Origin of the sequence: Pedobacter foliorum, from assembly GCF_013266735.1 — a bacterium.
GTDB lineage: Bacteria > Bacteroidota > Bacteroidia > Sphingobacteriales > Sphingobacteriaceae > Pedobacter > Pedobacter foliorum.
In genome coordinates, this window is record NZ_JABSNU010000021.1 from 12,124 (window position 1) to 38,407 (window position 26,284).

Annotated in this window: 19 protein-coding genes; 8 read left to right on the top strand and 11 right to left on the bottom strand. The window is 37.4% G+C overall.

Translation table 11 applies throughout. The features are described from left to right. Positions 1–3: 3 nt before the first annotated feature. The 6 genes from HQN83_RS23760 to mnmD all read right to left on the bottom strand — a co-directional run bounded on the left by HQN83_RS23760 (position 4) and on the right by mnmD (position 7,698). Complete coding sequence (locus tag HQN83_RS23760) at positions 4–3,030, bottom strand: SusC/RagA family TonB-linked outer membrane protein (RefSeq protein WP_173094020.1); 3,027 nt, start codon at positions 3,028–3,030, stop codon at positions 4–6. Between the two features lie 565 nt (positions 3,031–3,595). Beyond that, positions 3,596–4,405, bottom strand: coding sequence for a nucleoside triphosphate pyrophosphohydrolase (gene mazG, locus HQN83_RS23765; protein ID WP_173094022.1), 810 nt, complete (start codon positions 4,403–4,405; stop codon positions 3,596–3,598). Between the two features lie 8 nt (positions 4,406–4,413). Continuing rightward, positions 4,414–4,710: a hypothetical protein gene (locus HQN83_RS23770; RefSeq protein ID WP_173094024.1), complete on the bottom strand. Its 297-nt coding sequence runs from the start codon at positions 4,708–4,710 to the stop codon at positions 4,414–4,416. A 22-nt stretch (positions 4,711–4,732) separates the two neighbouring features. Next, positions 4,733–5,845 carry an AI-2E family transporter gene (locus HQN83_RS23775; protein ID WP_173094026.1) on the bottom strand — a complete coding sequence of 371 codons (1,113 nt, stop codon included), beginning with the start codon at positions 5,843–5,845 and terminating at the stop codon, positions 4,733–4,735. 107 nt (positions 5,846–5,952) lie between these two features. Continuing rightward, on the bottom strand, positions 5,953–6,906 hold the full coding sequence (locus HQN83_RS23780; protein ID WP_173094028.1) for an aldo/keto reductase: 954 nt from the start codon (positions 6,904–6,906) through the stop codon (positions 5,953–5,955). A 111-nt stretch (positions 6,907–7,017) separates the two neighbouring features. Continuing rightward, a complete protein-coding gene (gene mnmD, locus HQN83_RS23785; RefSeq protein ID WP_173094030.1) occupies positions 7,018–7,698 on the bottom strand; it encodes a tRNA (5-methylaminomethyl-2-thiouridine)(34)-methyltransferase MnmD in 681 nt (226 codons plus the stop codon). A gap of 52 nt (positions 7,699–7,750) precedes the next feature. Between mnmD and HQN83_RS23790 the strand changes: the two genes are divergently transcribed. Continuing rightward, positions 7,751–8,086 (top strand): MmcQ/YjbR family DNA-binding protein, encoded by a 336-nt coding sequence (locus HQN83_RS23790; RefSeq protein ID WP_173094032.1) that lies wholly within the window; start codon positions 7,751–7,753, stop codon positions 8,084–8,086. 3 nt (positions 8,087–8,089) lie between these two features. Here the strand turns inward: HQN83_RS23790 and HQN83_RS23795 are convergent, their stop codons facing one another. After that, the gene (locus tag HQN83_RS23795) at positions 8,090–10,549 is read right to left on the bottom strand and encodes an outer membrane beta-barrel protein (protein ID WP_173094034.1); all 2,460 of its coding nucleotides are present in this window, start codon (positions 10,547–10,549) and stop codon (positions 8,090–8,092) included. 246 nt (positions 10,550–10,795) lie between these two features. Then, complete coding sequence (locus HQN83_RS23800) at positions 10,796–11,002, bottom strand: hypothetical protein (protein WP_173094036.1); 207 nt, start codon at positions 11,000–11,002, stop codon at positions 10,796–10,798. A gap of 106 nt (positions 11,003–11,108) precedes the next feature. Here HQN83_RS23800 and HQN83_RS23805 point away from each other — a divergent pair, with 106 nt between their 5' ends. Continuing rightward, the gene (locus HQN83_RS23805) at positions 11,109–11,759 is read left to right on the top strand and encodes a TetR/AcrR family transcriptional regulator (protein ID WP_173094038.1); all 651 of its coding nucleotides are present in this window, start codon (positions 11,109–11,111) and stop codon (positions 11,757–11,759) included. Positions 11,760–12,235: 476 nt separating this feature from the next. Here HQN83_RS23805 and HQN83_RS23810 read toward each other — a convergent pair whose 3' ends face one another. Beyond that, on the bottom strand, positions 12,236–14,272 hold the full coding sequence (locus HQN83_RS23810; RefSeq protein ID WP_173094040.1) for a M13 family metallopeptidase: 2,037 nt from the start codon (positions 14,270–14,272) through the stop codon (positions 12,236–12,238). A gap of 312 nt (positions 14,273–14,584) precedes the next feature. Then, the gene (locus HQN83_RS23815) at positions 14,585–15,463 is read right to left on the bottom strand and encodes a DMT family transporter (RefSeq protein ID WP_173094042.1); all 879 of its coding nucleotides are present in this window, start codon (positions 15,461–15,463) and stop codon (positions 14,585–14,587) included. Between the two features lie 139 nt (positions 15,464–15,602). Here HQN83_RS23815 and HQN83_RS23820 point away from each other — a divergent pair, with 139 nt between their 5' ends. From HQN83_RS23820 to HQN83_RS23835, 4 genes are all read left to right on the top strand, one after another. Next, positions 15,603–17,756, top strand: a complete 2,154-nt coding sequence (locus tag HQN83_RS23820) for a S9 family peptidase (RefSeq protein WP_173094044.1) — start codon at positions 15,603–15,605, stop codon at positions 17,754–17,756. 113 nt (positions 17,757–17,869) lie between these two features. Next, the gene (locus tag HQN83_RS23825; RefSeq protein ID WP_173094046.1) at positions 17,870–18,130 is read left to right on the top strand and encodes a DUF2683 family protein; all 261 of its coding nucleotides are present in this window, start codon (positions 17,870–17,872) and stop codon (positions 18,128–18,130) included. Further along, a complete protein-coding gene (locus HQN83_RS23830; protein ID WP_173094048.1) occupies positions 18,121–18,387 on the top strand; it encodes a Txe/YoeB family addiction module toxin in 267 nt (88 codons plus the stop codon). Before HQN83_RS23825 ends, HQN83_RS23830 begins: the two co-directional genes overlap by 10 nt. A gap of 4 nt (positions 18,388–18,391) precedes the next feature. Continuing rightward, the gene (locus HQN83_RS23835) at positions 18,392–21,058 is read left to right on the top strand and encodes a valine--tRNA ligase (RefSeq protein WP_173094050.1); all 2,667 of its coding nucleotides are present in this window, start codon (positions 18,392–18,394) and stop codon (positions 21,056–21,058) included. A gap of 49 nt (positions 21,059–21,107) precedes the next feature. Here the strand turns inward: HQN83_RS23835 and HQN83_RS23840 are convergent, their stop codons facing one another. After that, positions 21,108–21,710, bottom strand: a complete 603-nt coding sequence (locus tag HQN83_RS23840; protein ID WP_246254575.1) for a helix-turn-helix transcriptional regulator — start codon at positions 21,708–21,710, stop codon at positions 21,108–21,110. Between the two features lie 311 nt (positions 21,711–22,021). On the opposite strand from HQN83_RS23840, the gene HQN83_RS23845 reads away from it, so the two are divergent. Continuing rightward, the gene (locus tag HQN83_RS23845; protein WP_173094054.1) at positions 22,022–23,134 is read left to right on the top strand and encodes an efflux RND transporter periplasmic adaptor subunit; all 1,113 of its coding nucleotides are present in this window, start codon (positions 22,022–22,024) and stop codon (positions 23,132–23,134) included. Positions 23,135–23,140: 6 nt separating this feature from the next. After that, on the top strand, positions 23,141–26,275 hold the full coding sequence (locus HQN83_RS23850) for an efflux RND transporter permease subunit (protein WP_173094056.1): 3,135 nt from the start codon (positions 23,141–23,143) through the stop codon (positions 26,273–26,275). Positions 26,276–26,284 lie beyond the last annotated feature (9 nt).

Sequence of the window (26,284 nt, forward strand, 5' to 3'; positions counted from 1 at the left end):
AGGTTAGAAATTTAATTTAAGACCAAGAGTGAAAGAACGGTAAGCTGGATAGGCATTGAAATCTAAACCTGCTCTTAAATTAGCACTGGTAGGATCAGAACCATTATTGTTAGAACTAACTTCTGGATCAGAACCTGTGTACTTGGTTATTGTAAATAGATCTTGGGCTGTAAAATAGATTTTAGCATTACTCACTCCTTTTAGGAATCCGATTTTTGAGGTAGGAATGTTATAGCCTATACTTAGATTTTTCAATTTTACATAAGATGCATTCTCAACAAATCTTGAGTTGATATAGCCACCATATTTAGAGGTAAAGTATCCATTTCTAGGAACATCAGTATTGTTGTTTTGTGGAGTCCAACGTTGTAAAGCGTCTGTACCTGTGTAGGTTTCCAATAATAAACGATTCATGTTATATAAGTCTGCACCGAAGGCTCCTTGAAAAAATACACCTAATTCAAAACCTTTATATGTGAAACTATTGTTGAAACCCATTACATAATGAGGATAAGCATTTCCTAATATTTGACGATCACTTGAAGTAATTAATCCATCACCGTCTAGATCTTTATATTTTGGATCGCCTGGTTTAGATAATGGTTGTGGGGCGTAAGTTTCACCTGTTTTAACCACACCATCGTAAACATAACCGTATAATTGACTTAATTCTTTACCTACTTCAAGTTTTGAAAAGTCTGCTGCCGGCACACTTCCATCAGGGTTAGCTGTTTGAGAGATAATGTAAGGTCTGCCATTTAAATCTATTGCTTTTTGTTTATTGTAAGCAATGTTTAACGTTGTACTCCAGGTCATGTTATCTGTCTCAATATTTCGGCTGTTGATAGAAAGTTCGACTCCTTGATTTTGGATTGCTCCTCCATTGATTAATTGGGTTGAAAATCCGAAGATCTGCTCAACTGGAATATCTAGTAATAGATTTTTCGTTCTCTTACGATAATAATCAGCGGTAACACTTAGTCGATCTTTTAAAAAGCCCATGTCTACACCTGCATCAAATTGGTAAGTGCTTTCCCAGGTTAATTTTGAGTTTGGCAATCTACTAGCGTAAAGTGCACCATAGAGGTCACTTCCTTCCCCTAGTGAAACTCCACTTGGTACATAGGTAGCTAAGTAGGTATAATTAGGAACCCTGTCATTACCTGTTACACCGTAACCTGCTCTAACTTTTAAATTAGAGAATACCTTATTGTCTTTCATGAAATCCTCATCGCTTACTCTCCATGCTAATGACCCTGAAGGGAAGTAGCCAAGTCTGTATTTAGAAGGGAATTTTGAAGAAACATCATTTCTGAAAGTAAATGTGGCTAGATATTTATCCTTTAAAGCGTAGTTTAAACGGCCAAAGTAAGAGTATCTTTTTTCTTCTTCTTTAAGACTAAGTGCTCCGATCCTTTCAGCTCCAGCATCTAATCGATTGTAAAGGAACTTATCGCTAGTGAATTTTTGTACTTGAGTATAGTGTCTTTCGTATTGGTCAAATTGATAAGAAAAACCACCCACTGCAGTAAAAGAGTGGATGTTGTTAAATACTTTTTTATAGGTAAGGTATGTTTCCGCTAAATTACGGGTTGTATTAAATTCATTAAGAGAGGCTTGTCCTTTAACTTTTTCTCCTGAAACAAGAGTCATAGGTAAATAAGTTCCTTCTTTTGTAGCTGAAAACTCTGTTCCTCCACTAACGTGTAAGGTAAGCTCATCTAGAATTTGTAAATCACCAAAAATGTTGGCAGTCATTCTATTATTATAGCGATCATTTGTTGGTTCAAGTAACCATGCTAAAGGATTGTCTTTACCATTTCTACGACCATATGTTCCATCTGCATTGTAAGGTGCAATAGCAGGTGAAGTAAACATAATGCCATACAATACATTAGATGGTACGATGTTACCATCGTAAGTTTTGAATTGAGAAAAAGACCTCGCAGCATATACATTGGCCCCAGTCGTAAATCTCTTACTAACTCTATGATCAATATTGAAACGACCTGAATAGCGGTCGAAATCAGTTTTCTTTAGTGCCCCTATTTGTCCGAAGTAATTTCCTGAGATAGAGATACGGGTATCTTCATTACCACCGCTAATGTTTATGTTGTGGCTTTGTACGCTTGCATTTCTTGTTGCAAGGTCAAACCAATCAGTATTGGTTGTGCTTGCCAAATCAGCCGCAGTATATTCTGGTGGATTACCTTGTTCAATGGCTTTTGCATTAGCAATAGCTTTGTAGTCAGTTGCATTCATCAAATCAGGTTTGCTTTTGATTCTTTGAGTTCCGTAATAGCTTTCAAATTCTACTACTGATTTTCCTGCTTTACCTCTTTTGGTAGTAATGAGAACAACCCCATTTGCACCACGAGAACCGTAAATAGCTGTTGCAGATGCATCTTTAAGGATTTGAATATCCTCAATGTCACTTGGTGAAATGGTTTGCCCATTGTCAGTAATGAAACCATCAACTACATATAAAGGCTCGTTGGTAGATTTAATAGAGTTACCTCCCCTGATGCGAATAAGCGTATTACCTCCCGGAGCTGAGCTAGCCTGAGTAACCTGTACACCTGATGCACGGCCCTGAATGGCTTGCGCAACGTTTGAGGTAACGCCACCTAAGTTTAAACTCTCTTTTGAAATGGAGCTAATTGCACCGGTAAGGTCTTTTTTCTTAGAAGTACCATAACCAACAACAACAACCTGATCCAGTTCGTTTTGAGTTTCTTTAAGTGTTACGTTTATTTCTGATTTAGTTCCAACAGTAAATTCCTGGGGATCGAAACCAATAAATGAGAACTGTAAAACACTTTGCGCATTTGGTACCGTAATAGTATAACTACCGGAACCATCCGTAAGTGCTCCGGTTTTGCCACCCTTTACCTTAATGTTAACTCCGGGTATGCCTTCTCCTTTAGCGTCCGAAACTTTCCCATTCACCTTTACTCCGGTTTGGGCATAACCCTCAATGGAGAGGAGAAATGTTATTAATAATGAAAATAGTAGAAATTTAGATTTCATATTTATTGGTTTATATGTTTATTGTTTTAGTTTTTGAAAGAATGGAATTGATTTTAGGAGCGTTCTTTCTGTAATTAAAAAACAAGGCGTAGGGATATCTGTGCTGAAGCAAAAATGAAAAAAGTCAATAAGGAAGTCCCTACGAAGTTTCATTATAGTTTAGGTTAGTTGTTTATTTTTTTTCCACTCAGATCAACATTTTAAATGTATGAACTGATGTAACGTATTAAAAGTGAAGGTAGAACTAAAAATAGTTGGGAACTATTGAATTGTAACATAAACGTTGCGCAAACGTTTGCTTTGTCTTTTTTGTAGAGAACTACCGTCGGAATTTAAAAAGCGATTAATTTATCGTTAAATTAATCACTTATTAGAAAGGTATAAAGTGCCTAGTTGTTTGTTTTTTTGCTTCTGTGCGCAGGAAATAGTTGATTTAACCCTTTTTAAATGCAGAATCGGATGGTTTTGCGAAGGATAAAATAAACTGGATTTTATGGTTATTGTAAATGTCAATATATCAGTGTGTTAGTTTGAATGCAAACGTTTGATATACTTTTCGGGATTGTTACTTTAAGCTTTTGGCTTCATTCCAATAAATATCCATTTCGGCGAGGGTCATATCATTAAGTGCTTTGCCGTTTTCTTTTGCCTTGGTTTCCAGATATTGGAAGCGTTTGATGAATTTCTTGTTGGTTTTTTCTAAGGCATTTTCAGGGTTGATGTTAATGAAACGAGCATAGTTAATTAGCGAGAATAATAGGTCACCAAATTCAGCTTCTGCTTTTTCAATATCAATAGCCGCGTTGTCGGCTACATTATATTCATCTTTAAATTCCTGTAATTCTTCTTCAACTTTTTCCCACACCTGTTCCTTATTGTCCCAGTCGAAACCAACACCTCTTGCTTTTTCTTGAATACGACTTGCTTTTACCAGAGAGGGCAAACCAGCCGGTACTCCTGATAATACAGATTTGTTACCTTCTTTAAGTTTTAGTTGTTCCCAGTTGCGTTTTACATCATTTTCGTCCTGAACTTCAACATCTCCATAAATGTGAGGGTGTCTGCTAATTAGTTTGTCGCATACACTGTTAAGCACATCAATTATGGTAAAATCATTAGTTTCAGAAGCAATGCGTGCATAAAAAACAAGGTGCATCATTACATCTCCCAGTTCCTTTTTTACCTCATCCAAATCTCCCTCAAGGATAGCATCTGATAATTCATAAGTTTCCTCGATAGTTAAATGTCTTAGCGTTTCCATGGTTTGCTTTTTGTCCCATGGACATTGAGTACGTAAGGTATCTAATACAGTTAATAGTCGTTGAAATGCCGAAGCTGGATCGTTTGCGGTAACTGGAGGTATATTATTAGGCATTGGGTAATTTATTTTATGACGTTAAAGGTAACCATCATTGTGGTTAAAAAAAGAACAAGAAGACCGAATATAAATATAATATCGGCCGTTCTCTCTAATCCATAGTTTGCAGGCCCTTTTCTTTTCATGGATAGAAAGGAAAGAATACATGCTGTCATAAATAGAATAATTGCAAGAGCAGTAGTTTCATCAATGACGGTACTATCACTCATTTTTGCAACCTTAAGGGAGGTTAGTACTATAAAACAGAGGCCAAGTAAGGTGGCAGAAGTGTTAAGTATATGTGGAGTTCTGTTTTCAGGCATTTAATGCATTTTTAAAATTTGTTTATTCCTGTTCTTCGAGCTTAATGTTTTTGGTTAGTCGATACACCTTACGTTTTTTCTGTGGTTTTTCTTCTCCACCAAGCAAGATTCCCCACGGTTTTAACGAGTCTACACGATCAAATATTATCTTTAGCATTGCCAGATAAGGAATACATAAGAACATACCTGATATACCCCATATCATTTCGCCAACTACTATGCCTATAAAGGCGAATAAGGCATTTATCTTTACTTTTGATCCAACTACCAAAGGCATCAATACATTTCCATCTAATGCGTGGACACCTGCAAAGGCTATTACTACAAGCAGCATTTTAGCTGCACCTGCTGTGGCAAAAGTGATAAGTGAACTGATGAGTAAAGCAGTGAAGATGCCAATGTAAGGTATAATGTTAAAGATACCGGCTATTAAACCTAATAGAACTGCATATTTCACATTTAAAATCCAGAGTACTAAAACCATTAATAGGGTTACAATAAACATTTGGAGGAATAAGCCTGTGATGTATTTCTTGATAATGTATTGGATACGTCTTAGTATTTCACTAACCTTATCTGCATGTTGCTCTTCAAATACGGAGGTTAAAAAAGTGAAAAGTACTTTACGATAGTTTAGAATGAAAAAGGTAAAAAGAAGTAGAAAAGACAAGAAAAGCAGGGTAGAGGATAGGGTAAGCAATGTTGCTCCTAAAACTGTTGCACTGGTAGAAACAGCGCTGCTGGCGCTATCTTTTAAATAGTCTATTTGCTTTTTGGTATTGATGTTAAAGGTATTGGAGATCCAGTTCTGGATATCGTGAAAAGAGGTCTCTCCTTGTTTTTTAAGTGCAGGCCAGTCTTGCCACAAATCTGTAAGTTGATTAGCTAAAAAGTATAAGATACTTGATATAAATGCGATCATTAGTATAACCGATACAATTGAAGCCAAGCTTCTTTTAAAGCGCCATTTTTGTTCCAGAAAATTAGAGAGGGGTAGTAAAAGTAATGCCAACAGAAATGAGGTTAGCAAGGGTGCAAGTAATGTTTGTCCTAAAATAGCCAGGTATCCTAAACAAATGATTGCAAATAGCACTAATGCTAGTTTGGCATAAAAAGGGAGTGCGATGTTCCTCATAGATGATTGGTTGAACCCAGTTAGTGAAAGTTTAACGTAGGGAAATTAACTAAAAACAAACGCCCTGCCAAATATTTAGCAGAGCGTTTGTTATATTAAAAGAAATGTTATTCCCAGGCACTCGCCTCATCCAGAATAGCAATGTCTTCAATGTTTAATTTTAAGGTTACCGCTTTTTTGATATCCTCTAATTGACCTAAACTGGTTACACTTACAATTGGAGCGGTTATAGACGGCCGGGCTATTAACCAGGCTAGAGCTATACTTGCCTGATCTGCGCTGTATTGTTCTGAGACTTCATCAAGCGCCTTTAATATTTTAAAACCTCTCTCGTTAAGGTATTTTTTAACTCCCCTCCCCCGTTGACTTTTGTTTAAGTCTTCTTCTGAACGATATTTTCCTGTTAAGAACCCACTTGCAAGGGCAAAATAGTTAATTGTTCCTAATTCGTTGTCCAGTACAATTTGCTCATAGTTTTTTTCGTATCCTTCACGCTGATATAGGTTGTATTCTGGTTGCAGCGTTTGGTATTTAGGTAGATTGAGTTTCTTTGCTATTTCTAATGATTCAATTAAACGCTCTGGTGAAAAGTTAGAGGCCCCAATCCACCTGACTTTGCCTTCTTTGATTAATTGATGATAAGCCTCTAAAGTTTCTTGTATTGGTGTGTCGAGATCATCGTAATGTGATTGATAAAGATCTATATAGTCTGTTTTTAATCTTTTTAAAGAATCTTCTACTGCCTGAAAGATGTACTTTTTAGATAAACCTTTTTTATCAGAAGGCAACGGAGCGCCAACTTTTGTGGCAAGTATAATCTTATCTCTGTTCTTTTTCTGGGACATCCAGTTCCCAATTATTGTTTCTGATTCGCCACCTGAGTTCCCGGGTATCCATGCAGTATATACATCTGCTGTATCAATAAAGTTAAAGCCTGCATCAGTAAAGCCATCAAGTATTTCAAATGATCTTTTTTCATCGGCAGTCCAGCCAAATACGTTACCTCCAAAAGCTATTGGATAAATAAACAAGTCGGAATGTCCTAGTTTTCTCTTTTTCATGAGCTGTAATTTCTGTTGTTAAGGTAGGTTGCGTGAGAGCAGAATACTTCTTTAACAAAAATAACAGCGTCATGTTTCTATTATCGTCGGCAGTTTGGAATATATAGATAACTATTTGGTTTCAACTGTTTTGGTTGCTCTTAGCATTTCTCGTTTTCCGGGTGCTCCGGGTAGCTTTTCTATGGTAAAGCCTACGGCTTTGAGTGCGCGCTTAAGTTTTCCGGTGATGGCATAAGTAACAAATATCCCTCCTGGTTTTAAAAACTGACAGGTATGGACAATGATTTCATCCGTCCACATTTCAGGTTGATGCTGAACTGAAAAGGCATCAAAGTAAATGAGGTCGAATCTTTGTGCGGTCTCGAATCTATGAAGATAGGTTTGCACAATTTTAAGCTGTTGATCAGGCAATAGGTTTACCGCTTGCAGTAATGCTTTTCCATAATTGTCGATGAGACTCTTCCAAATTGCATCTGATACATATGCATTGTAGCCTGTTGATTCTAATTCTTCAATCGTTAAAGGAAAGGCCTCTAGTCCTGTATATTTAAGTGCTACCTTATGTTCTGTAGAATGGGCAATGCTCATTAGAAAATTAAGACCTGTACCAAAGCCAACCTCTAAAACAGCTATTTCTTGATCAGGAAAGCTGGCTATTGCATGTTTTAAGCCTGCATCAATAAATACATGTTTGCTTTCTTGCAGTGCTCCGTGTTTAGAGTGATAATTTTCGCCAATACTTTCGTTGTACAGGGTGTTTGAACCATCGGCGGTTTGGATAAGTTTATTCATCCGTACAAACTTAGATAAAATAGTTTTTAACTTTAGGTCTTAATTGCTTGTTATGGATATTGAAACATTTAGAGACTATTGCCTGAGCCTAAAAGGAACTACAGAGGGTATGAAATGGGATCACCTTTGCTTTATGATAGAAGAAAAAATCTATGTGATTATGTCGCTTGAGGAAGGTCGGTTGTCTATTAAATGTGATCCTGATGAGTTTGATATGCTGGTAGCCAGACCTGGAGTACAGCAAGCATATCATATGGCAAAGCGGCAATGGATATCGTTAGATAGTTTGGAGGTATTGCTGGAGCCTGAATTGAAAAGCAGGGTAGCAGAATCCCGAACCTTTGTGCTAAGAAAGCTCAGCAAAAAGGTTCAGGAGAAGTATAACTAACGGCTATTTACCTGATTTAACCCTGCGGCCTTCTGACTCAGAACTGCTGGAACGCTGACGGGCTGCTTTGATGTCATTACTTCCAAAGCGGTAAGTGCAGGTTAAACGGAATACTCGACTTTCCCATTTTTCTCTAACTGTATAATTTTGTGAGGCTAAGGCGCTTGTAATCTTTGCTCTTTGCATATTAAAAAGGTCATTTGCTGCGAGTTTGATATTTAATTTTTTATCCAGTAATGATTTACTGATGCCGAGATCAATAGAATACTGAGGATCAATGAATATGGTTCCATAAACCTGTTTAGACTGGTAATAGCCAGACCACTCTACATTTAGCGTTGGATTTAAGGTAATGGTTTGAGTTGTATTGAAGTTAAATGCAGCTTTTCCACTTTGAAATGGTTTACCTAAAATGTCAGGTGTTTTAAAATTATTGTAGAAACCGGTAAAGGTATTTGTGCTGCTCCACCACTTGGTTATTTGTATTGGGTAACTAATGTTGAGGTTGAATGCATCTTGTGTTGCAAGATTCTGATTAGAAATGAAGATTGTTTTCTTAACTGTATCTGTTAACAGTACATCGGAAATTACATCAGTAGTATGACTGTATCCAAAGGTTACATTTAAGGTTTTTTTGTAGGAATAAGATAGTTCAAAGGCATTTGTGTACTGTGGTTTTAGGAATGGATTACCAAATCTATAAGTGTATAAGTCCAGATAATAAATGAATGGATTTAATGAACCGTAATCAGGGCGATCAATTCTTCTGCTGTATGAAATTCCCATATCATGATCTTTTGACAATTCCTGATTGATAAATACGCTTGGAAAAAGATTAATATAGTGTCTGTTAACTACTTTTTGCTCTGTAAGCGAATTTCCTTTTGAATTGGTTTGTTCAGCTCTTAAGCCTAATTGTACAGATGTTGTTTTAAATTTTTTACTGAAGTTAGCATAGGCAGCATTAATGTTTTCATCGTAAAGGAATTGGTTGCTTCGTTTGGTGTCGTTCTGCCATTGATTGTCTTCATAATTCTCAAATATGAAGTTGTTGTCTGTTTCTACAAAGCTTGATTTTATACCAACTTCAAGTTTCATCTCTTTATTAATAGGGTAGGTGTAGTCAGTTTTTCCTGCCCATATTTTGGTTGTTGATGGTGTCGCGTTTCTGAAAATATAGTCGGGTTTAGAAGGCTGCCCCTGATTATTAAGGTATCTGTTGTTGAAATTATTATCCTGTCTGCCTATATGTTCAGAATAATCTGCGTCTATAGTTATTTCCTGGCCAAGGCTATCTATTGTTCCTTTATAGTTTAGGTTGTATGACATGCCGGTATATTTATATTTATTAGGATTTTGGGCCACCACTGATGAATCAGTTTTGGAAGGCTGATTGCCTATTAAAGTGAGTACATCTGAGGCGTTTTTTCCGTTTGCATTATATCCATTAAAAGCAAAGCCAATGGTGTTCTTGTCGTTAATAAAATAGTCTATACCGCCTTTATAGTTGCTGTTGTTTCTAAGTCTAGTATTGTCGCTAGTTTGATCAAAATAGGTTTGATCTGTTTCCGTATTGTTTACCCTGGAAATATCTGTACTACCAAATGACTTGTTGCGACCGTAATCATAATTTCCAAAAACATTGATTTTCTTTTCGCGATGATTTAGGTTTAGGCCACCATTTGCTTTGTAGTATTTGCCATAGCCCACACCTCCAAGTACAGATCCATTGGTGCCATAATTTCGGTTCTTTTTCAATTTGATATTGATGATACCTGAGTTACCTGCTGCATCATATTTTGCTGAAGGGTTGGTGATTAATTCGATGGATTGGATAGCATTACCTTCAGTAGATCGAAGTAAGTTGGCCAATTGCTCTGAAGATAGATAAGTAGGTTTACCATCAAGCATTACTGTTACCCCTTGCTTACCTTTTAGGCTAATTTTGCCATCTTTATCAACAGTAACTCCAGGAGATTTCTGTAAAATCTCGAGAGCTGTGTTACCTGCCGCCAATGCACTATTCTCTACATTTATTACGGTTTTATCAATTTGTCTTTCTATCAGTGGTTTTTGTTTAACAATTTCAATACCTTTTAGTTCTTTCGCGTCTGTAGCCAATTGTACATCGCCAAGTTCATGAGATTTTTTGGTAGGACTTATAGTGTAAGGCCCCTTAAATACCTTTTTATACCCAACTACATAGATGGCTATTAGGTAATTACCTTGTTTAATTTCTTTTAGTTGATAAGTGCCATTGTCGGAGGTAAGTGTACCTTTTATAGCAGTTGAGTCTTTGGCGTTTAACAAGCTGATGGTAGCATATGGAAATGCTTTTTGTTGTTCGTCTAAAACTTTACCGGATATTTCTCCGGTTGTATTGTCTGTTTGTGCATTTGCTACCGTAAATAGCAGAGTGCTAGCGAATAGGACAAGAAGTAAAATGTATTTATTAGGTTTCATAATATGCATAGTTTTTCCACATACGCTTTTAAGCATATTAATTGAATATGTGAATGGTTTTGTGATTCTTATTTAGCTATTTATAAGATGCTCAAATGGTGTAAAAGGTTACAGTGCAGATGAAAAAAAATGAGAAATTGTATTTTAATGTGCTAATTAGCAGATTCCCGTAAATAAAAATGACCCGAAATTACTTCCAGGTCATTTGAATTGTTGAGCGTTGAGTTTATACTTTTGATCTGTTTTTTAAGAATCAGATTTTATAATTACTTCTTCGGTTTTACTAAAATTCCAAACTTGCCTTTGCTCCATTCTCTCTATAACTAGTGAGAAGTTCTTCTCATTTTCGTTGATTTCCAGTACGTTGCCTAAGTTCACTAGAGAGTCCCCAATAGCCAGTTGTGAAATACTAATGGCTTTTAGTGCTTGCATAGGTTCCGATACGTCATTCATAATGAGAGATTATGGTTTGGTTAGTTAGGTAGTTAAACTTTTTCAAAAATACTTGTTAGAATTTTTCTAAGTGGTGACATACGTATTTTTTTATTAATTTTAACCCATGGAGAAACCAAGAAAGCGTATAGCTGGAGCAATCAGAGATAAAGAAAGAACAATGCTTAAATTGATTGCTGCGGTTGGTGAAATCATTAAAAGTGAGGGCTATACGGCATTAGGGGTTAATAATATTGCTAAAAAAGCAGAGGTTAATAAGAAGTTGATTTACAGGTATTTTGATAATAATGTAAATAATTTGATAGAAACCTATGTGAAAACAAAGGATTATTGGATTAGTTTGTCGGGAGATATGGAAAAGCTTATGGCCGAATCTCAAATTGACAATGGCAGACCAATGGTTAAGACGATTTTAAAAACTCACCTTAGTTTCTTTTACACTGAAGAGGAGATGCAGAAGATTGTGATTTGGGAAACCAGCGAGAAAAACAAGCTAATGAAAGAGGTTGGTTTAAAACGAGAGGCATTTGGGGAAGAGGTTTTTAAGCTATTACTGCCACATTTCGACAAAACGGATGTTGATTTTCGTGCTATAATCGCGTTGCAGGTATCAGGTATAATTTTTATGGTATTGCAGGCTAAGGCTAGTGGAAATCCGTTTTGCGGGATTGATATCAATAATCCAGCTGATATGGATCGAATATTAAACTCGTTGGATCAGCTTACTGATTTGTTATACGATAAGGCGTCATCCTGAGAGTATCATCCTGAAAGCGTCATCCTGAATTTATTTCACTGTTGTCCGGTTAAAATCTAAACACACCATTAAATCATTTAAATTAAGCTAAAAACAGTGTTTTTTTTGTCTTTTGAAAAAGCAAGCCCTCTGTTTTTCCCATTTTTAAAATTCCTATTTAAATCCGGCTGTCCGGAGAAAATTAGATTATAATTCGTGTTTTAGCATTCTTAACTCTTTATAGCTGCAATATTCAGGAAAATAATATTTCAGAAGCCAAATATTGCAGCCATTTGTAAGTCGGCTGTCCGGTTAAAATTTATTATAAAACTTTCTCCGGACAACAGTGAATTTATTTCAGGATCCCTCAAGAGAAAGGAAGCCTTGCTAGTGCGGGATTCTGAAATAAATTCAGAATGACGAGGTTATTGTAATGACACGGTTGTCATAATGACGAGACTATCATTATGATTAGGTTATCATAATGATGAGGGGAATTACCACATTCTAATTCTGTCTTCAGGTTTCTTGAATAGTTTATCACCCGGTTTAACATCAAATGCTTCATACCATGCATCCATATTTACAGGGGCGCCAATAGTTCTATAAGGGCCTGGCGAGTGCGGGTCTGTTTTAATCAGCTGCGCTGCACTTTCTGGTAAAATGTTGCCTCTCCAAACTTGAGCCCATGAAAGAAAGAAACGCTGATCTGGTGTAAAACCATCAATCTTTTCGTTCGACTGGCCTTGTTTGGTTAATTTGAATGCGGTGTACGCAGCATTAAGGCCTCCAAGGTCACCAATGTTTTCGCCCATGGTTAGTTTTCCAATTACATGAATGGTATCTAACACAGTGTAAGCATCAAACTGTTCTCCTAATGCCTTTGTTTTAGTTTCGAACTTGGTTTTATCTTCATCTGTCCACCAGTTACGCAGATTACCGTCTTTATCGTATTGACTTCCTGAATCATCAAATCCATGAGACATTTCGTGTCCAATTACTGCACCAATACCACCATAATTAACGGCATCATCAGCATTTGGATCAAAGAAAGGGAATTGCAGAATTCCTGCAGGGAATACAATTTCATTCATTGTTGCGCTGTAGTATGCATTAACTGTTGGAGGGGTCATTCCAAAACGGGTGCGGTCTACAGGTTTGCCAAGTTGATCTATCATTTCTTTATAACCCCATTCACCTGCATTTCTTAGGTTTTGGAAGTAGGTTGTGCGACTAATCACCAAACCATCATAGGTTTTCCACTTATCTGGATATCCGATTTTTGGAACAAATGCATTTAGTTTGGCAAGTGCTTTTTCTTTTGTTGGGGCACTCATCCAATCCAGATTTTTGATTCTGATTTCAAATGCTTTTCTCAGATTACTGATAAGCTCAGTCATCCTTAATTTTGCATCCGGCTTAAAATATTTAGCTACGTAAAGTTGGCCTAGTAGTTCTCCAATTGTGCCATCTGTTAATTGCGACATTCTCTGCCATCTTGGAGTTTGAACTTTTTGCCCGCTTTGTACCTGATTGAAAGTAAAGTTTGCAGCCACAAAAGGAGAACTCAGATTAGGTGCTGAATTTTTTAGAATGTTCCATTCCAGATATGTTTTCCAGTTTTTAAGTGGTACGCTCTTTAATATTTCATCAAAAGCCACAAAGAATTTAGGCGAAGAAACAAGTATGGTATCCTGTGCGTTTACTTTTAGTTTAAGTAGCATCTTAGCCCAATCAACAAATGGGGTGGTTTTGCTAAAATCCGCAACAGTGAACTTATTGTAGGTTTTATAGGGATCGCGCATTTCTACACGTGACATTTGAGCATCAGCTAGTCTCTTTTCTATCGACAATACAGTTGCTGCTTTTTTCTTCGCCTCATCATTTTTATAGCCAATTAAGCCAAAAAGGGTAGTCATATAGTTTGTATATGCTTCACGAATCTTTACACTTCTGCTGTCATCTTTCAAATAGTAATCGCGATCTGGAAGCGTTGTGCCTCCTTGTCCAAGTTGAGGTACATATTTGGTTACATTTTTCCTATCCTGACCAACGCTAAATCCAAACATAGGAGAGGCAAGTCCGCTTACGCGCATGTATGCCGTATGGTCTAAAATATCCTGAATGGATTTAAGCTGTTTAATTTTTTCTAAATCTGCTTTAATTGGACAGTAACCTAGTTTCTCAATTGCTGAGCTATCCATTGCTGCTGCGAAGAAATCACCCACACGTTTTTTTACTGATCCCTCCGACACAGATTTATCTGTAGCAGCATCTTCTACAAGCCCTTTTACAGCATTGATGTTGAAATCCCTTAACTCGTTGAAAGTGCCCCAACGGGTTTCTTTTGCAGGAACAGGGTTGTTTTTAATCCATGTGCCACTGGCATAGGTGTAAAAATCATCGCCAGGTTTTACGCTGAGATCCATATTGGCAGGGTCGATAAATTTTGCAGGAGATTGGGCGTTCGCAGTATAGCTGGTCGCAAGAATTCCTAAGGCAGCAATATGCCTGGTCAGTTTTGAAATATTCATAAAGTTAGTCAACAGATTTTATAACACTTTACCTATGCAAGAGAATTCCTGCTAAATGTGGTGTTTATAATTACATCAATGCGGTAAATGTAATAAATACTGTGAAACAAGTATTTTGTCTATTGAAAATATTACTTGTTAAACCAGTAGTAGATTCTAGTTAAGCTAAACCGCCTAAGTAAGGAACCTGTAAAAGAAAATAGTTTTATCGTTTTCATGACTAAGTCAGTTATACCTATTTAACATATTTTAACATATTTTATTGTGTGAGGGTTGTAAAATATGTTCTATTGTTTGGTAGGTATGGGCTGCTCATTGCGTTTTAGCCATGCTTAATTTTTTTCGCTGACCAAGATATAGTCCGAAAACAACGAGTAAAGTTCCAACAACTGTGTACATGGTAATAGGCTCATTCATTAGCCACCATGCATAAAAGAAGCCGAAAAGCGGACATAGAAAAAGCCATAATGATGCCTTTACAGTATCTATTTTTAATAAGTTGAACCAACAGATAAGGCCAACAACAGATACAGCAAGACTTAGCCATAATGAAGAGAATATTAATCTGTGATCCAATTGTACGGCTGAGAAATCACTAAAGATAAAAGTGAATGGGAGTAGGAATATACCTCCAAGTGCCACTTGCCATCCATTGATTAAAATATTGGGCAAGGTCCATTTTACTCTTGCATAATATACACTTGCAAAGGATACGCAGACCATACTTAGCATCAATAAACTGACCCCCATGATGGTTGTACTACTGTCTTTTAATAATGGATAAGTAGCAATTCCGATACCTACCATGCCGATTATGATGCTAAATACTTCTTCTTTTGATGGTTTACGGCCAATTAGCCATGAAGATAGTAGCACAATTAATAGTGGGTTCGTTGAAGTGGCCAGACTCCCTATACCTGCTGCCGTATACTTCATAGCGCATACATACAAGCCCAGGTAAACGGTTGTATTTAAAAGGCCAAATATTGCAAGGTGCTTCCATTCTTCGGCAGTAGGTAATTTATATGATTTGTTAAATATATATCCAACTGAAAGTAATACAAAGCCTGCAAGGAAGAAACGAATATTTGCAAGAACCAATGGGGGAGATGATAAAATGCCAAACTTTGTGGCTACTGATGCCGAAGCCCACAGCATTGCAAATAGTAACCCGATAAAGATATTTTTCATTAATAAACTATTGTTTTTTATTACGATTGAACAATCATAATAAATTTATGATGTTTTTCACACATCAAAGGTAATCAAGCGAACGATGTAATTTGCGTTATTTTGTATAAGTTTGGCTCTAACTTATTATTTGGTACTGATGAAAAAACTGATTTTATGTCTTCACTTGTTGTCGATTGCGTTTTATGGTATAGCCCAGAATAAACAATTGACCATTCAGGATGCAATGAGTAATGCACGCACTACTTTGGCTCCTGAAAACCTTTCTCAACTTCAATTTATATACGGTACAGAGAATTATGTGTACGCAAAACGAGTAGGAGGTGAACCGGTATGGATGAGTGGCAATTTTAAAACTCAGCAGGAACAGCTGTTTTTATCGTTGGCTCAGTTAAATCAGAAATTAAAAGCACTTCAAAAGGATACTTTAAAGGCGATGCCTTTTATTCAGTTTAATCAGGGACCTGATTGGATATTAACCATTAACGGAAGTAAGGTTGCTTTTAATCCTGCAAAGAATACTTATAAGGTTGTTATAGATGCAGCTATTGCCGGTAAAACTAACGTAGAAGAAAGTAAAGCTGGGTATATCGCATATCTGGATAATTTCAATTTGTTTGTGGCTAATGGTTCAGATCAGAATCAGGTAACTAAGGACGGTACTAAGGATATTGTTTATGCTTCGTCGGTGCACCGTGATGAATTTGGCATATCAAAAGGAACGTTTTGGAGCAATAGTGGTAAATCGCTCGCTTTCTATAGAATGGATCAAAGCATGGTTTCGGATTATCCAATTATAGATTGGACTACAAGACCCGCAAAAAATGTAAATATTAAATATCCTATGGCTGGCGATAAAAGTCATGAGGTAACTGTAGGAGTTTATAATGCAGTAACTAAAGCTGTGGTTTACCTTAAAACCGGTGAGCCTGTTGAACAATATCTTACTAATATTGCCTGGAGCCCGGATGATAAATACATCTATATTGCTGTTTTAAACCGCGGACAGAATCACATGAAGTTAAATCAATATGATGCAACAAGTGGTGATTTCGTTAAAACCTTATTCGAAGAAAAGGACGAAAAGTATGTAGAGCCATTGGAGCCTATGTTGTTCCTTAAAAATGATCCCTCTAAGTTCATCTGGCAAAGTAATCGTGATGGATGGAATCATTTGTATTTATACGACTTAAACGGAAAAGTATTAAAACAGTTAACTAAAGGTAATTGGGAGGTGCTTGATGTAAAAGGTTTTAATGCAAAAGGCGATCAGTTGTTTTATGTTTCTACAGAAGAGTCTCCAATCACCCGGAATTTATATGTACTTAATTTAAAATCAGGTAAATCAAATAGGATTACACAAGGTCGTGCGGTACATAATGTACAGGTAAGTACTTCTGGAAATACTGTGATAGATAATTACAGCAGTCCGGAGCAGCCTAGGGTAATTCAGTTAATAGAAACTGCAAGTGCTAAAACAAAAACGTTATTAAAAGCGGCTAATCCTTTATCTGATTTTGCTACTGAAAACTCATCGATCTTTACTATAAAAAGTAATAGCGGAGATGATTTGTATTGCAGTTTATATAAACCAGTTGGTTATGATAGTACCAAAAAATATCCTGTTATTGTTTATTGGTATGGTGGTTCTCATGCACAACTTATCTTAAATTCATGGAATGCCGGAGCTGGAGATTATTGGTTCAGGTATATGGCAGAGCGTGGTTATGTGGTATTAACTATCGATACTAGAGGAAGTGACAACAGGGGTAAAGCTTTTGAACAATCGATGTTCCGTAGAGCGGGTGATGTGCAAATGGAAGATATGATGAAAGCTGTTGATTACCTGAAAGGCTTGCCTTATGTTGATTCTGCTAACATGGGATTATTTGGCTGGAGCTTTGGCGGTTTCGATACGGTCGACTTTATGGTTACTCACCCTGGTGTGTTTAAAGCTGCCGTTGCAGGTGGTCCGGTAATAAACTGGAAGTTTTACGAGGTAATGTACACTGAACGCTATATGGATACTCCTCAGGAAAACCCTGAAGGTTACGCTGCTACAGATTTGAGTAGCAAGGTTGATCAATTAAAAGGAAAATTGTTACTAATTCACGGTATGCAGGATCCGGTTGTGGTACAGCAGCATTCTGTCGACTTTGTTAAGAAAGCTGTTGATAAAGGTGTTCAGGTTGATTATATGATTTATCCTGGTCATGAGCATAATGTAATTGGTAAAGATAGGGTGCATCTATATCAGAAGGTTACAGATTACTTTATGCAAAATTTGAAGTAAGCAGAGCTTATGGAATCAGCAAATCTTTGATCTTCTGATTCCATAAATCTTTAATAGATTCCTAATGAATTGTCTTTTTTCTTTTTGTAATCAATAAACCATAAATTTGTAGCATGGGAACACTAATTGTACATCCAAAAAATAAAGAGCAGTTGTCAGTACTGAAGGCTTTTATGAAAGCTCTTAAGATCTCTTTTGAGGAAAGTAAGGGTGATTATTCCGTCAATGAACTTGAATCCGTCAGTGATCAAAATCAAGTTAAAGAATCAAATGCAGTTTATAATTCAAAATTTGTTGAAAAGATAAAGCTTAGTGATGAAGAATTTAAATCCGGAAAACATACTTCAATTAAGACTGAAGATTTGTGGAAATAATCTATTCTGAACAGGCTCAGTCTGATATTAAATTCTGGGTTAAATCTGGCAATAAACAAATACAAGCAAAAATTACATCACTCCTTAATGCAATAGAAAGTAATCCATTTCACGGAATTGGTAAACCTGAAGCTTTAAAATACGAAATGAGTGGCAAGTGGTCAAGACGTATTGACGAAGAACACAGGTTGATTTATGAATTATCCGAAAATCAGTTACAAATTAAAATTCACTCGCTAAGAGGACACTATAAATAAAATAATGAGCATTTCCACAAAATACGACCCGGCGGCAACCGAAGACAAATGGTATAGCTACTGGATAGAGAAGAACTTTTTTCATTCTGAGCCTGATGAACGTGAGCCTTACACGATTGTAATACCTCCTCCAAATGTGACTGGTGTTTTGCACATGGGACACATGCTAAACAATACAATTCAGGATGTACTGATTCGTAGGGCACGTATGCAAGGTAAAAATGCTTGCTGGGTACCTGGAACAGATCATGCATCAATTGCTACTGAGGCCAAAGTTGTGGCGATGCTTAAAGAAAGAGGCATCAGCAAAAAAGACCTTAGCAGAGAAGAGTTCCTGAAGTATGCATGGGAATGGAAAGAAAAATACGGAGGTATTATTCTTGATCAGTTGAAAAAACTAGGCGCAAGCTGCGACTGGGAGCGTACCCGTTTTACTATGGAAGACGACTTGTCGGAAGCAGTAATTGATAGCTTTATCCATTTATATAAAAAGGGAAGAATCTATCGTGGTGTGCGTATGGTAAACTGGGATCCTGCAGGTAAAACCGCAGTTTCTGACGAAGAAGTTATCCGTAAAGAGGTAAATCAAAAGCTATACTATATAAAATATTCGGTATCTGGAACCAATGATTTCTTAACCATTGCAACCACTCGTCCGGAAACAATCATGGCAGATGCTGCCATTTGCGTTAACCCTAACGACGAGCGTTACCATCACCTGAAAGGTAAAAAGGTTTTTGTACCACTAATCAACCGTGAAATACCTATTATTCAGGATGAGTATGTAACGATGGATTTTGGAACAGGATGTTTAAAAGTTACTCCGGCTCATGATCTGAACGATTATGAATTAGGGGTTAAACATAAATTGCCTGTAATAGATATCTTAAATGAAGATGGTACATTAAACGAACTTGCTGTTGTTCTTGTTGGTGAAGATCGCTTTATAGCAAGAAAAAAGATTGCTGTTTTATTAGACGAAGCTGGTCATTTAGATAAAGTTGAGGATTATAAGTCGCAGGTAGGTTTTTCTGAACGTACCAATGCAGCTATTGAGCCTAAATTATCTATGCAGTGGTTCTGTAAAATGGATGAGATGGCCAAACCAGCATTGAGAGATGTATTGGAAGGTGATGTTAAGTTAATCCCTGAAAAGTTTGTTAACACCTACCGTCATTGGATGGAAAATGTTAGGGATTGGAACATCAGCAGACAATTATGGTGGGGACAACAAATTCCTGCATGGTATGATGATAAAGGCAATTGGGTTGTTGCTAAAACTAAAGAAGAAGCACTTAATGAGTTTTTAAAACTTAAGGATATAGATGGCGTATTTACTGAGGCTGAAGCTAATGGCTTTAAACATCAGTTGGCTCCTTTTGTAAGTCAGGATCCGGATGTAATGGATACCTGGTTCTCATCATGGTTATGGCCAATATCTGTATTTAATGGTTTTAAAGATCCTGACAATAAAGATATTAACTATTACTATCCTACTAATGACCTTGTAACTGCTCCTGAGATTTTATTCTTCTGGGTAGCTCGTATGATCATGGCTGGACATGAGTTTAGAGGTCAGAAACCTTTTACAAATGTTTACTTAACAGGTATTGTAAGAGATAAATTAGGCCGTAAAATGTCTAAGTCGCTGGGTAACTCTCCTGATCCAATTGGGCTAATTGAGAAGTATGGCGCTGATGGAGTAAGGGTAGGTATGTTATTGTGTTCTCCAGCCGGAAACGACTTAATGTTCGATGAAAGCTACTGCGAGCAAGGCCGTAATTTTGCTAACAAAATCTGGAATGCTTTCAGGTTAGTTAAAGGTTGGGAAGTTGATGCAAATCTTGAAAACCCTAATCAGCAAGCTATATTGTGGTTCGAGAACCGCTTTAATGAGGCTCTTGCCGAGATTGAAGATAACTTTAAACAATACCGTCTGTCTGAGGCATTGATGGCTTGTTATAAACTGGTATGGGACGATTTCTGTGCCTGGTACCTTGAAATGGTTAAGCCTACTTATCAACACCCTATAGATGCTGAAACTTTAAAAGTTACCATTGGTTTCTTTGAGAAGATTCTAACCTTGTTACATCCATTTATGCCTTTCTTAACAGAAGAATTATGGCATGATGAGCTTTTCGGCGAGAAAGGTGAATTAGAGTGCTGTATTGTAGCAAGCTATCCTGTTGTTGGCAATGCTGATGCACAATTACTTAAAGAAGTAGAGGTGATTAAAGGTTTGGTTGCTGAGATCAGAAACGTTAGAAATACAAAACAGATCTCGCCTAAAGAAGCACTTCCCTTAGCGATTAAAGTAAACTCTGCTTTAGATTTCGAGAAATGGTTAAACATTGTGTTCAAACTGGCTAACATTAATCAGGTTGAGTTTGTAAACGATAAGATTCCTGGAGCTGTAAACTTTATGGTGGGTAATGATGAGTTCTTTATTCACTTAAATGAAGCTATCGATGTTGATGCTGAAATAGAGCGTTTAAACGGAGAGCTTACTTATTTACAGGGTTTCTTGAAATCTGTAGATGCTAAGTTAAGTAATGAGCGTTTTGTACAAAATGCAAAACCTGAGATCATTCAGAACGAACGTAATAAAAAGGCAGATGCTGAATCGAAGATCAATACGATCGAGGAAAGCCTTGCTGCTTTAAAAGGATAATTTTAATGAAGAGGGTGTACCATATAAACCATGATCACCCTCTTCACTTTTAACTTGCCTTCTTTAATGTTATACGGTATGCGCACCTTCTGTCGCCCGCAATAATGTGATTTACCCTTGTAATATCTACATCCTTACCTAGTACAAACTTAAAGGTATTTAGTTCTGAAGAACAAAAACCCTGACAAACTTGTGCGGCTGCGCAAATTGGACAGTGATTCTCTATTAGTAAATAGCCCTGTTCATCTTTACTATACTCAGCCATGTAACCTTCTCGGGTACGGATATCTGCGAGTTGAGATATACGACCTTCCAGGTCAGTAACGGACTGCAATTCATTTGAATATTTTTCTTTACCGGCTTGCTCACCTGCTGTTATCACTTTGTCTAGCGCTTCATCGCCTAGTGTGGCTTTTACCAGTTGTATTAATTTAACGGTTAGCTCAGCATGAGTATCAGGAAAACCTGCGTTTCCCTCCTCAGTTAAACTAAAGTATACTGTAGGCCTGCCAACTCCTTTCGATTCATTGGTCGACTTGATTAGACCCTCCTCACTTAATTTAATAAGCTGTAGGCGCGCACCTTCACTTGTAATCCCAAGTTCCTTTGAAATTTCTCCCGCGGTTAGTGCACCACGGGTTTTTAATAGCATTAAGAATCGATTTGTCTTCATAATCTAATAAAACAAGCGTTTAGTTGTTTTATTAACAAAAGTACTAACTTTGCTTAACTTTTTAATGATATAAGGAATTATAATTTGACCTGATCTCCAATGTAACCCTTATAACTACTTTACTAATGATTAGAACCTAAGAATATGAAATCAATTTAACACTCAATACTTAACTAAATAATTCAACACTTAATTCAAGCGGTAAATAATCGCTGTTAACCTTAACTGCCAAAAAAAGAGATTTTTTAGGAGACGGGGAACTTTTATGCCCTAAAAGAAAAATTACATTTATGAAAACAATACAATTACTCTCATTAATTGCCGGAACGCTGCTGTTTGAAGCCTGCGGACCAACGCAAACTCAAACACAGGAAGAAACCATTCAGGAATATCCGGTTTCCACACTAGAAGCTAAAGATGCTGTTCTCAATACCGACTATACTGCAACCATTCAGGGACAGCAGAATGTAGAAATAAGGCCCAAAGTAGATGGTTTTGTAGAGCAAATACTTGTTGACGAAGGTGCTGTTGTTAAAAAGGGGCAACTTCTTTTTAAAATAAACGCTCCGCAGTACGAACAGGAAGTAAAGACCGCTGCTGCTGCCATAAAAAATGCAGAAGCCGAAGTGAATACGGCGAAAATGCAGGTAGAGAAAACCCTGCCACTGGTAAAAGAAGAGATCATTAGCGATTATGAACTTAAGCAGGCAAACTTTAATTTACATGCTAAGGAGGCTGCTTTAGCTCAGGCAAAAGCAAGTCTAGCAAATGCCCGTACCAATCTCGGATATACCAGCATAAGTAGCCCTGCCGATGGGGTAGTAGGGAATTTACCTTATAAAACAGGTAGTTTGGTGAGCAGTTCATCACCTCAACCACTAACAACGGTGTCAAACATTGCCAGTGTTTTTGCTTATTTCTCTTTCAATGAAAAACAGTTTTTAGACTTTACAGAAAGTAATAAAGGGAAAACCATAAAGGATAAGTTAATGAGTATCCCTCCGGTAACGCTCTTGCTGGCCAATGGATCAGAGTATTCAAGAAAAGGGAACCTGGAAACCTTAAACGGTTTAATCAATACAGAAACAGGTTCAGTTAATTTGAGAGCAAGCTTTCCTAATCCAGATGGCTTGATTAGGAGTGGAGCCAGTGCTCTTATTCGCATTCCATTAAAAGTAAACAATGCACTATTAGTCCCAGCTAAAGCAACCTTCGAAATGCAGGAAAAGACGATGGTTTACACAGTTAAAAACGGGACAGTAAAAAGCACGGAGATAGAGATAATGGATGTCCCTTCAGGTGAATTTTATGTAGTAACGAAAGGATTGAACCCCGGCGAGCAGATTGTGACAGAAGGAATGGGAAGTCTGAAAGATGGAATGAAAATCAAACCAAAACACTAAAATATTATGTTAAAGAAATTTATAGATAACCCGGTATTGTCTACCGTTATATCGGTTATCATTGTTATAATTGGATTGCTAGGGCTATACTCATTGCCTATTTCCCAGTACCCGGACATTGCGCCGCCTGCGGTAGAGGTAAGCACATCCTACCAGGGAGCCAGTGCAGATGTAGTTATGAAAAGTGTAATTGTTCCACTCGAAGAAGAAATCAACGGAGTAGAGCATATGACATATATGACTTCTAAGGCAAGTAATGATGGTAGTGCCAGCATTACCATAAACTTTAAGCAAGGTACAGATCCGGATATGGCCGCAATTAATGTGCAGAACAGGATTACTAAAGCCACAAGTTTATTGCCTGCCGAAGTAATTAAAGTAGGTATTACGACCAGTAAGAGATTGAATAGTGAGGTTTTTAGCTTCCTCTTATATAGTGAGGATGGAAAATACGACCAGAAATTCCTTGATAACTATTTGAAGATAAATGTGATGCCTCAAATTAAAAGGGTTGAGGGAGTAGGAAATGCAGCGGTATATGGTGGCATGGATTATAGCATGAGAATCTGGCTTAAACCGGATGCAATGGCAGCTTACGGGCTTATCCCATCTGATATAACAGAGGCGCTTGCAGAACAGAATATTGAGGCCGCACCAGGTAAGGTAGGAGAGAACAGCGGTCAGCCGTTCCAGTATACCTTAAAGTATACCGGCCGGCTTGAAAAGCCTGCCCAGTTTGAAAACATTATCCTTAAGTCGGTAGGCAACGGACAAGTACTTAAATTGAAAGATATAGCTCAGGTTGATATGGGCTCTTTTACTTATTCCAGTACAATCATAGCTCAAGGTCATGAATCGCCGTATGTGGCAATAAACCAGACTTCCGGTTCCAATGCCAATGAGATTATAAAGAAGTGTATTAAGATATTGGATGATGCTTCATTAACCTTTCCCAAAGGTGTAAAATATAGTGTGTTTGCCAATGCCAATGAGTTTTTAGATGCTTCAATTTCTAAATTGATTATTACCATTATTGAAGCTTTTATATTGGTGTTTATTGTAGTATTTATCTTTTTACAGGATTTCCGCTCTACATTAATTCCGGCTATTGCCGTTCCGGTAGCTATTATAGGAACGTTCTTTTTCCTGAAGCTTTTTGGGTTTACCATTAACCTGCTTACATTATTTGCCTTAGTATTGGCCATTGGTATTGTAGTAGATGATGCCATTGTGGTAGTAGAAGCAGTGCATGCAAAACTTGATCAGGGAGCTAAATCAGCTAAAAAAGCCACCATGCATGCCATGAGCGAAATTAGTGGAGCGATCATTTCAATTACACTCATCATGGCTGCGGTGTTTGTTCCTGTAACCTTTGTTACAGGTTCGGTAGGGGTATTTTATAAGCAATTTGGTTTAACACTTGCTGTGGCTATTATCATATCTGCGGTAAATGCACTTACATTGAGCCCGGCACTGTGCGCATTGCTGCTTAAACCCCACGACGAAAATAATCAACAGAAAACAGGCTTTTTACAACGCTTTTATGCAGGATTCAATGCCTCATTTAGCACCATGACAAACCGTTACAAGAAGTCGGTTATTTTTCTGATCGGAAAAAAGTGGATTGCATTTGGGATCATCATTGCATTTAGTCTCTTGTTCTGGTTTTTAGTAAAAACCACTCCAACCGGATTTGTACCTAATGAAGATAGCGGATCTATATACGGTAACGTGATTTTGCCTCCCGCAACTTCTTTAGAGCGAACCGAATTTATCGCCAATAAAATAGACAGTATTGCGAGGTCTATCCCTGAAATTGAATTGTCATCAAGGCTTGCGGGTATGGATTTAATTAGTGGTGCGGGAAGTTCATACGCAGCTATCTTTATTAGATTAAAACCATGGAAAGAACGAACAAAAAAGGGGCAGGATATTAAAAGTATCGTGAACCAGCTGTTCGCTAAAACTGCAGAAATTAAAGGAGCAAGCATCATATTTTTTGCCGCACCAACATTACAAGGGTTTGGAAATAATGATGGTTTCGAATTCCAATTGCAAGACAAAACCGGAGGCAGCTACAAAGCCTTTGATGCGGTAATTGGCAAATTTATGGCCACGCTAAATCAGCGTCCTGAAATCATGTATGCCGCTACGTCGTACAATACAAGTTTCCCGCAATACGAGGTTAATGTAAACGTTGCTAAATGTAAAGAAGCAGGTGTTCCGGTTAATCGGGTGCTTGGAACTTTGCAAGGTTACCTGGGCGGTATTTATGCGTCCGACTTTAACCGTTTTGGTAAGCAGTACCGTGTAATGATTCAGTCAGAAGCCGAACAGAGGACCAACAAGGAGGCAATCAATAGAATATATGTTAGAAATGATAAAGGAGCTATGGCTCCGATATCGGAGTTTATTACACTTAAAAAGGTCTACGGACCAGAATTTTTAAATCGTTTTAACTTGTTTACGGCCGGTGCAGTAAATGGCGCACCTAAACCGGGTTATAGCTCTGGCGATGCGATAAAGGCAATTCAGGAAGTAGCAGCCCAAACTTTACCACAAGGTTATACCTATGAATTCTCGGGCTTAACATTAGAAGAGTTGTCTAGCGGTAGTCAAACCCTATTAATCTTTATGCTCAGCTTGCTGTTCATTTATTTCTTGTTAAGCGCACAGTATAAAAGCTACATTCTGCCATTCTCGGTATTACTTTCTCTGCCGATTGGATTGGCCGGAGCATTCTTATTTGCCCGTTTATTTGGGCTTGACAATAACATATTCCTGCAAATCAGTTTGATTATGCTTATCGGTCTGCTTGCAAAAAATGCGATCCTGATTGTAGAGTTTGCCTTGATGCACAGACTTAGTGGAATGAGCTTAATCCAGTCGGCAATTTCTGGCGCTACCGCGAGGTTAAGGCCAATTTTGATGACTTCATTTGCCTTTATTTTCGGCTTGCTTCCACTGATGGTAGCTACTGGTGCAGGAGCGTTAAGTAACCGCTCAATAGGTACTGCAGCAGTTGGAGGGATGTTAATCGGCACGGTGTTCGGAATATTTGTAATTCCTGCGTTGTTTGTGGTCTTTCAATCGCTACAGGAGAAAATATCCGGTGTACGTAAAAACAATGAGGTTTTATAATCCGTAAGA

What these genes read in the sequence shown, in the direction of transcription:
- HQN83_RS23795 (WP_173094034.1), bottom strand. Translation starts at nt 10,549, where the DNA reads ATGAAACCTAATAAATACATTTTACTTCTTGTCCTATTCGCTAGCACT.
- HQN83_RS23760 (WP_173094020.1), bottom strand. Translation starts at nt 3,030, where the DNA reads ATGAAATCTAAATTTCTACTATTTTCATTATTAATAACATTTCTCCTC.
- mazG (WP_173094022.1), bottom strand. Translation starts at nt 4,405, where the DNA reads ATGCCTAATAATATACCTCCAGTTACCGCAAACGATCCAGCTTCGGCA.
- HQN83_RS23775 (WP_173094026.1), bottom strand. Translation starts at nt 5,845, where the DNA reads ATGAGGAACATCGCACTCCCTTTTTATGCCAAACTAGCATTAGTGCTA.
- HQN83_RS23790 (WP_173094032.1), top strand. Translation starts at nt 7,751, where the DNA reads ATGGATATTGAAACATTTAGAGACTATTGCCTGAGCCTAAAAGGAACT.
- HQN83_RS23825 (WP_173094046.1), top strand. Translation starts at nt 17,870, where the DNA reads ATGGGAACACTAATTGTACATCCAAAAAATAAAGAGCAGTTGTCAGTA.
- HQN83_RS23845 (WP_173094054.1), top strand. Translation starts at nt 22,022, where the DNA reads ATGAAAACAATACAATTACTCTCATTAATTGCCGGAACGCTGCTGTTT.
- HQN83_RS23810 (WP_173094040.1), bottom strand. Translation starts at nt 14,272, where the DNA reads ATGAATATTTCAAAACTGACCAGGCATATTGCTGCCTTAGGAATTCTT.
- HQN83_RS23850 (WP_173094056.1), top strand. Translation starts at nt 23,141, where the DNA reads ATGTTAAAGAAATTTATAGATAACCCGGTATTGTCTACCGTTATATCG.
- HQN83_RS23815 (WP_173094042.1), bottom strand. Translation starts at nt 15,463, where the DNA reads ATGAAAAATATCTTTATCGGGTTACTATTTGCAATGCTGTGGGCTTCG.
- HQN83_RS23835 (WP_173094050.1), top strand. Translation starts at nt 18,392, where the DNA reads ATGAGCATTTCCACAAAATACGACCCGGCGGCAACCGAAGACAAATGG.
- HQN83_RS23770 (WP_173094024.1), bottom strand. Translation starts at nt 4,710, where the DNA reads ATGCCTGAAAACAGAACTCCACATATACTTAACACTTCTGCCACCTTA.
- mnmD (WP_173094030.1), bottom strand. Translation starts at nt 7,698, where the DNA reads ATGAATAAACTTATCCAAACCGCCGATGGTTCAAACACCCTGTACAAC.
- HQN83_RS23820 (WP_173094044.1), top strand. Translation starts at nt 15,603, where the DNA reads ATGAAAAAACTGATTTTATGTCTTCACTTGTTGTCGATTGCGTTTTAT.
- HQN83_RS23800 (WP_173094036.1), bottom strand. Translation starts at nt 11,002, where the DNA reads ATGAATGACGTATCGGAACCTATGCAAGCACTAAAAGCCATTAGTATT.
- HQN83_RS23805 (WP_173094038.1), top strand. Translation starts at nt 11,109, where the DNA reads ATGGAGAAACCAAGAAAGCGTATAGCTGGAGCAATCAGAGATAAAGAA.
- HQN83_RS23840 (WP_246254575.1), bottom strand. Translation starts at nt 21,710, where the DNA reads ATGCTATTAAAAACCCGTGGTGCACTAACCGCGGGAGAAATTTCAAAG.
- HQN83_RS23780 (WP_173094028.1), bottom strand. Translation starts at nt 6,906, where the DNA reads ATGAAAAAGAGAAAACTAGGACATTCCGACTTGTTTATTTATCCAATA.